General features: G+C 56.4%; 5 protein-coding genes. 4 read left to right on the forward strand and 1 reads right to left on the reverse strand.

The annotated features are described in order from the left end of the window. The first annotated feature begins 253 nt into the window (after positions 1 to 253). From QCE79_RS35805 to folE, 4 genes are all read left to right on the forward strand, one after another. Positions 254 to 1,960: an FAD-binding protein gene (locus QCE79_RS35805; protein ID WP_309852945.1), complete on the forward strand. Its 1,707-nt coding sequence runs from the start codon at positions 254 to 256 to the stop codon at positions 1,958 to 1,960. Positions 1,961 to 2,048: 88 nt separating this feature from the next. Continuing rightward, a complete protein-coding gene (locus QCE79_RS35810) occupies positions 2,049 to 3,422 on the forward strand; it encodes an MFS transporter (protein ID WP_309852948.1) in 1,374 nt (457 codons plus the stop codon). Positions 3,423 to 3,673: 251 nt separating this feature from the next. After that, positions 3,674 to 5,110: a carbohydrate porin gene (locus tag QCE79_RS35815; protein ID WP_309852951.1), complete on the forward strand. Its 1,437-nt coding sequence runs from the start codon at positions 3,674 to 3,676 to the stop codon at positions 5,108 to 5,110. Positions 5,111 to 5,323: 213 nt separating this feature from the next. Further along, entirely contained in the window at positions 5,324 to 5,974 is a 651-nt protein-coding gene (gene folE, locus QCE79_RS35820; protein WP_309852954.1) for a GTP cyclohydrolase I FolE, read from the forward strand. A gap of 734 nt (positions 5,975 to 6,708) precedes the next feature. On the opposite strand, the gene QCE79_RS35825 is transcribed toward folE, so the two are convergent. Then, positions 6,709 to 7,108: transposase (locus tag QCE79_RS35825; protein WP_309852957.1), on the reverse strand; the 400-nt coding region annotated here is incomplete at its 5' end.

The following is a 7,108-nucleotide window of genomic DNA, read 5'->3' on the forward strand; positions in this document are numbered from 1 at the left end:
ATGGAGTTCCGCAAAGACCGGCAAGCAGCTGAACGGGGTAATGTATCAACCGGCAAGAAACAGTCGATCTGTCATGGCCGGCACGGGATCGCCGCCATTTGGCCAGTAGAAAAATCGTAATCTGGAGACTTGATGAATACACCGACGCGAACGACTGCAATCCTCAGTTGCCTGACCGGACATATTGCGGCATCACCGTCACGCACGTAGGAGAGCCCGGCGAGTGCAAACGCAAAACAAGACTGGAGACATCATGAATAGCCGCCGCATATCCGTCGCGCTCGCTCCGGTAAGGGTCGACGACGCGGATAACGTGGAATGGAGCCGGGAAGCGGATGTTATTGTCGTGGGATTCGGGGGCGCGGGAGCATGCGCGGCCCTGGAAGCCCACGAAAGCGGCGCCGAAGTGCTGGTCATTGACCGATTCGATGGAGGCGGCGCGACCGCGTACAGCGGAGGGATTCTCTATGCTGGCGGGACTTCCGTCCAAAAGCGCCTGGGCATCACGGACGACGCCGCAGCAATGCGCGCCTACCTTGAAGCGGAACTGCGCGGCGCTGTGGCGCCCACGACGCTCAGCCGGTTTTGCGAGGGTAGCCGCGGCGACGTGGACTGGTTAATGCGCCTTGGCATGCCGTACGGTGGCGATCTTTCTGAAGCGCCGACGGCGTATCCTCCGCCACCGACCTCCCTTTATTACGCGGGCAACGAAAGGCTGTTCCAGAGAAAAACCGGCGTCGTCGCAGCGCCTCGGGGGCATCGACCGCTCGGTCCAGGCTTTACCGGATACGTTTTTTTCGATGTCCTCAGGAAAGCCGTTGAACGGGCACGCATACCCTGCCTTCTTCATACACTCGTTTCGCGGTTGATCACAGACGCAACGGGTGCGGTGATCGGAGTCGAGGCTGCGTCCGTCGCCCCGACAGCCATCGATCGGCATCGCGCACTGTACGCATCGGTTACGCCTCACAAACCCCTCAATCCCGCAGCGCAGGACCGCGCAATCGACGAATGTCGCAAGCTCGAAATAGATGAGATGCAGGCACCGGTCCGTATCCGGGCGAGGCGCGGTGTGGTGATTGCGGCGGGCGGATACGTTTTCAACGCTGAAAAGTTACGCGAAACCCAGCCATTGCTCGGCGCAAATCATCGTGCGCTTGTCCGTCTGGGATCGATCGGGGACGACGGTAGTGGTATCGATCTTGGCCAGTCAGTCGGTGGCGCGGTAACGAGTACCGAGAACGTTTTTCTCAGCCGCTCCATTGCGCCGCCAAGGGGGCTGCTTGGCGGAGTAGCTGTCAATATCCGCGGTGAAAGGTTCGTGAATGAAGACGCCGGTGCAGGTGACCTCGGCACCGCCATCGCGGGGCAGCCGGAAGGCAGAGCCTGGCTGATCCTCAATCGTGCGCTCTTCATCCGGTCGCTTTACCAATGCGCCACGGCGAAACGATCACAGTTCAAGTTGCAATACGCCCCTGCCCTGCTCAACATCCTGCGCGGTGGCACACGATATTCGACGACGATACGCGGGCTGGCCCGAAAGATCGGGATCCCCCCCGACGCGCTGGCAACCACAATCGCGGCGAACAACGGGGCGACCGCGAGTCGTGACGATCCGCTCGGGAAAAACGCTGAGCATCTGCACGTAATGGACGGTGGCCCTTACGTTGCGATCAACCTCGCGGTAACCAACCGGCTGTCTTTTCCGAAGATATTCACTTTGGGCGGATTACAGGTGGACGAAGCGACGGGCTCCGTTGTCGATAGCTCCGGCCAAAAAATTCCGGGCCTCTACGCAGCCGGACATTCGGCCGCAGGACTATGTGCCGCGGGCTACGTCAACGGAATGTCGCTTGCGGATTGCGTTTTTTCCGGAAGGCGAGCCGGACGAGCTGCATGCATCCAGGAATTGCAGCATCACCAGACCACCGAGACAGCAGTCCAGAAACGGATGCGTTGAGAGAATCAAAAGATATCGATCCGATTTGGCGCCGAGTGAACTGGACGGTCGCATCATCGGCTCGCTTGCACAAATTCTAGGAGGAGTCATGCTGATGGGAGTTGATGGGAAAGAAGTAAGCACAGGCCGTAGAGAACCTGTCGAACAGGTACGGACGGTTGTTGAACGAAGAGCCGGGTGGCGCACATGGTATATGTTAGGTGTTCTGCTTCTGCTTTCTGTGACTTCGCAGTTGGATCGGATGATCGTTGGACTACTGATCCCAATGATCAAAGCTGACCTGCACGTCACCGATCTTCAAATCAGCTTGATGCAGGGACTCGCGTTCGCCCTGTTTTTCAGCATCCTTGGCATCCCGCTTGGCTATCTCATAGACCGGTGGCCGCGCCGCTTGCTGATACTGGCGGGCGTGCTTACTTGGTCCATTGCCACATTCCTTTGTGGCCTTGTTCACGGGATCCTGTACCTGTTCATCGCACGTCTGGCTGTCGGAGCAGGCGAGGCTACCCTGTCCCCTGGCGCGTATTCCTTGATGGGTGACACAATGCCTCGACGCCGATTGGGGATAGCATTCTCAGTCTTCGGCATGGGTGCAACAATTGGAAATGGCGTGGCATTTGCGCTCGGTGGCCTCGTTCTTACGATGGTACCGTCCTCCGGTGTTTCGTTTCATGGCGAACATTTTGCGGCCTGGCAAATCGTTTTTATGGTTGCGGCTGTTCCGTCGCTCATCGTAGCCCCGTTGATCCTGACTTTCCGAGAACCGGATCGCCTCGAGCGGCTCGAGCCGACAGTGCGTCCAACCTTCAATAGCGCTATCCGGTTTGTATTATCCCGGAAAGGATTTTACGTTCCGATGTTCCTGGCATACGCCGCGCTCCTGATGTGTGCGATCGGATGGGTATCCTGGGCACCAACCTTTGCGAACCGGCGCTTTCACATTCCGATGTCGCACATCAGCTTCGCATTTGCATTGTTTGCGACTGTCGCGACTTCGATTTCCATGCTGCTTGTCGGACACACCATTGACTATCTGTCTCATCGCCGAGGTCTTACCGACGCCCATATGCGGGTCTTCATGGGGCTTTCGTTGTCACTGGGGGCTCTCATCCTTATAGCGGTGCACGCACCCTCTTACCCGGTCTTCCTGACTGCGGTCGCTCTCACCTTCATGTGCCTTGGAATGACCGCAGTAGGTGCCGTGATACCCCTCACAGCGCCGAACGAATACCGCGGTGTCATCTCCAGCATATTCCTCCTTGTTTCGTCGGGATTGGGTTACGGGATGGGTCCCGCGCTTGTTGCGGGCGCCACCGATCTCATTTTCCATAATGAGGCTCGTCTCGGCGACAGCCTTACTGTCTCAACACTCATTACAGCGCCGATCGCCGCCTTACTTTTTTGGCTGAGTTGCGCGCCGATGCGAAGAGCGGTAGCAGCCGCCGCAGCATGGCGGAAATGAACGATTGCAGTGGACAGCAAGCGGTTCCCTCGAACACTAGACACGAACGCTTGCTCGATCCACCAATAGAACAGTCGCCTGGTTTGTCCTGATGGAGGCGCATATCGCCTTTCTCTCCGGCCTGGCTATGCGCGATAACCATATGATTGCTTTTAACGACAGGTCAGCGTTGAAGCCAGCTTGAATATAAAAGGTTGGTTTCGTTATATAGCTTATTTAATATGGATTACTATATAAAAAGGAGACACGAAATGTTGCTGAAAATGAAAAGCTCACGCAAAGGTTGCAGCAGGCGGCTTGCGTTCATTACGTTAGTTTCTGCCGCTCAAGGTGCCTTTGCCGTCGGCACCGACCCGAACGTCACCGCCGCAGATCAGGCAACAGGGAACACATCGACGGTCGCGGAAGCAACCCCAACTGTGGCTCTCCCTGCACCCGTTCCACCCACTTCTTCGGATGACCCATATAAAAATCTTCGGTGGAAGGGTATTTTTATCGACCTTCCTCCCCCCTCTGCGACAATCGACGGCGCCAACAATGCCCTTCGCAAGACGCTCGCAGACTACGGCATCGGCTATATCGGAAATTGGATCGTCAAGATGGGTGACAATCTCTACTCCGGTGCGGCAAATAGCGGCCCCCCGACCGGGACGCAGCGCTATTTCGGTCAAAAATTCAGTTGGTTGACCAGTGGGAATGCGGACCTGTTCTTCGACCTGTCACGCTATGGTATTCCGGACGGACAGATTGTACTTGGCGGCACGTTCATCAAGACCAATTGGGAAGCAGGCGGACCCTCACTTCTCAATCTTGGAGCCCTCAATTACTATCAAACGCTATTCAACAGGCGTGTTGAGTTGAAAGCTGGCTATATCGGAAATGATTACGAATTTTACGGCCCGTACGTAGCCGGCAATTTGTCGAACGCGATCTTCGGCACGTCAGGTACGGTGATAACCCAAACAGGCTTCTCCGGGACGCTTGCGCCTCGTCCCGGAGCCAATATCACATTGCATCTGACAGACAAAATTTACAACAAATTTGGGGTACACGCATCAACCAGTCCGGACGGATACGTTCAGAATCACGAAGACAACCCTACAGGATTCGATTGGCATGTGCCCCACGCACGTACCATGCTAATTGACGAATTTGGCTATAAGACCAACGCAACGCCTAGCACCCTTCAGAGTTGGTGGCGGGTGGGTTATATCCATAACAACAGCGAGTTCAAAGACTTTAAGTATGGTGGTCGCGGAACTGGCGAATACGCCTGGTATGTAATGGCAGACCAGCAAGTCTATCGTTTCTCCACAGCCTCGCCATACCGCGGCGTATTCGCGGGATTTTCTGTCCAGAAAGCGAATCAGGAGTTTACTGCAATTAGTAGCACGTATGAATTGAGACTCTACGCAGTCGGCCCATTTGACAGCAGACCTCAGGATTCGTATGCGATTATCGTAGACCGGAATGGATTCAGCAGGTACGCGCAAGCGCAGGCGAGCAACGCTGGGTCCCTTACCCATCCTACGAGCACAACGGTGACGGTCGCCTATAAGGCTGCCGTTTACCGTGGTGTGTACGCGGGCATCTCGTTGATTTATACGAATAATCCCACGCCCGTTACCTACGCTCCGAACACAGGTCATGCGGTCACGGCCCTCGCCAACATAATCACGTTTTTCTGAAGCGTCAGGTCCAGCAAAACGAAGTTGTCTGGCAACCGCATTGCAGCGGCAATACAGTTTGCCAGAACTCGAGGAGGGGCCATCTGCAAGGCCCCTCCTGATAGATCGTGTTGATTTCACTGCTATCGCTCATCCCCTGGCTGTAGCTGTGCAACGTGGCCAGGTTGCTTCGTCGAGCCAGTTACCCAATATTCCTTTTCAAGGGAGCTTGCAATGAGCGCTCTGTGCGACACACAGACTTTATATACCCAGCCACAAAGTAATCTATCCCCGCGTCCAACTCGTGAGGAAGCGGAAGATGCAGTGCGTGTTCTCCTACGATGGGCCGGCGATGATCCACAGCGCGAAGGGCTGATCGATACGCCCGCACGCGTCGTACGCGCATACGAGGAGTTTTTCCGGGGCTACGAGCAGGATCCGCGCGAGATTCTCGCCCGCACGTTTTCCGAAGTGCAGGGCTACGACGAGATGATCGTGCTAAAGGACATCCGCTTCGAAAGCTACTGTGAACATCACATGGTGCCGATTATTGGTCGTGCGCACATCGCGTATCTGCCGGACAGACGCGTAGTCGGCATTTCAAAACTAGCCCGTCTCGTTGATGCCTTTGCAAAGCGCCTCCAGATCCAGGAGAAAATGACTGCTCAGATCGCTGACACGCTCAATGAGGTCCTGCAACCGATAGGCGTTGGCGTGATCCTCGAGGCCGCGCACCAATGCATGTCAACACGCGGCGTACACAAGGCCGGCGTGTCGATGGTCACCTCCCGCATGCTTGGCTCGTTCCGTGATGATCCCTCCACACGGCGTGAATTTCTGTCGATAGTGGGCAATGCAGGTGCGTTCAATGTCACGAATACATGATATCGGTGAATCCGCGCCCTCCCGCCCCATTAATGACCCGCGGGAATCCTGTACAACCGGACTTTACTAAGCAATGTCCACCAACGAGGAAAGGTGAATTGATGCACAGCAGACGCATGCAGACGGAACACATGCAGACCGTCAAGCCGCGTGCCCGATGGCTCAAAGGCGGTAAAGAGAGAATGTGGGAGCTGTCACCCTGATGCGGCGGTGCCGATGCTTTCGGCGCTCCCGCACGACAGCGCCGCGCTCCTTCTCGCCAGAGAAGTACTGCCTAAGCGAGGGCCAGCCATGCCGTCACGCAATCCGACACAGGGCTGGATTCGTCATCGGACTGAATGTCCAGGTAGGCCGCATACTGACGCCCCCCTCCCCGCGACTATCCTGCAGGTTTCGCCAGACAGTTCCAAGCGCGCATTAATTTCACCGCGCCCGCGCCGCGCGATAACGATTGCAAGGCGCCCCACAATGATCAACGCTGAACTCGGGCCAATTGTTGACGGCGCTGTAAAACCGCGCTTTTTGGGCGGCGCAAGTCAGAGCGATTTTCTCAAGCACGAAGGGGCCTCGCAGGCCCCTTCGCTTTGATGCCCTGCATTAATGTCAGAACGGCGGGTCGCGTTCATGAGTACGCGAGTGCGTTTTTGAAGAGCGCTGCTCGTGCGTAAGCGATCCACGAACGACGCCGCCCAGAGTAAGGTGGTAGAGCGCGTGATGTGTGATAGAGAAGTGGGTCAGCGGAGATCTGCGGGCATCTTCCAGGGAAGCAGCGCGTCGTAGTCGTCGACGGTCTTCGCCAGAGGAAGGCGCTGGAATAACCAGTGGAGGTAACGATAGGGATCGATGCCGCCGGCTTTGCACGTTTCGATCAGGCTGTATAGGTTTGCACTTGCGTTTGCCCCTGGAACCGTGTCGCTAAAAAGCCATGAACGGCGCCCAACGACGAAGGGGCGAATCGCGTTCTCACAAGGGTTGTTCGAGATAGGCCAACTGCCGTTCTCGACATAGCGGATCAGCTTCGGCCACTGCTCGCGTAGATAGGTCAGTGCCTTTCCAAGCAGACTTTTTGGCACGATGCCGGGCGACTGCGCGAGCGCCAAGGCGTAGATGGCGTCGAGGATGTGCGTGCTGTAT

The sequence above is a fragment of the Caballeronia sp. LZ003 genome, assembly GCF_031451465.1.
GTDB lineage: Bacteria > Pseudomonadota > Gammaproteobacteria > Burkholderiales > Burkholderiaceae > Caballeronia.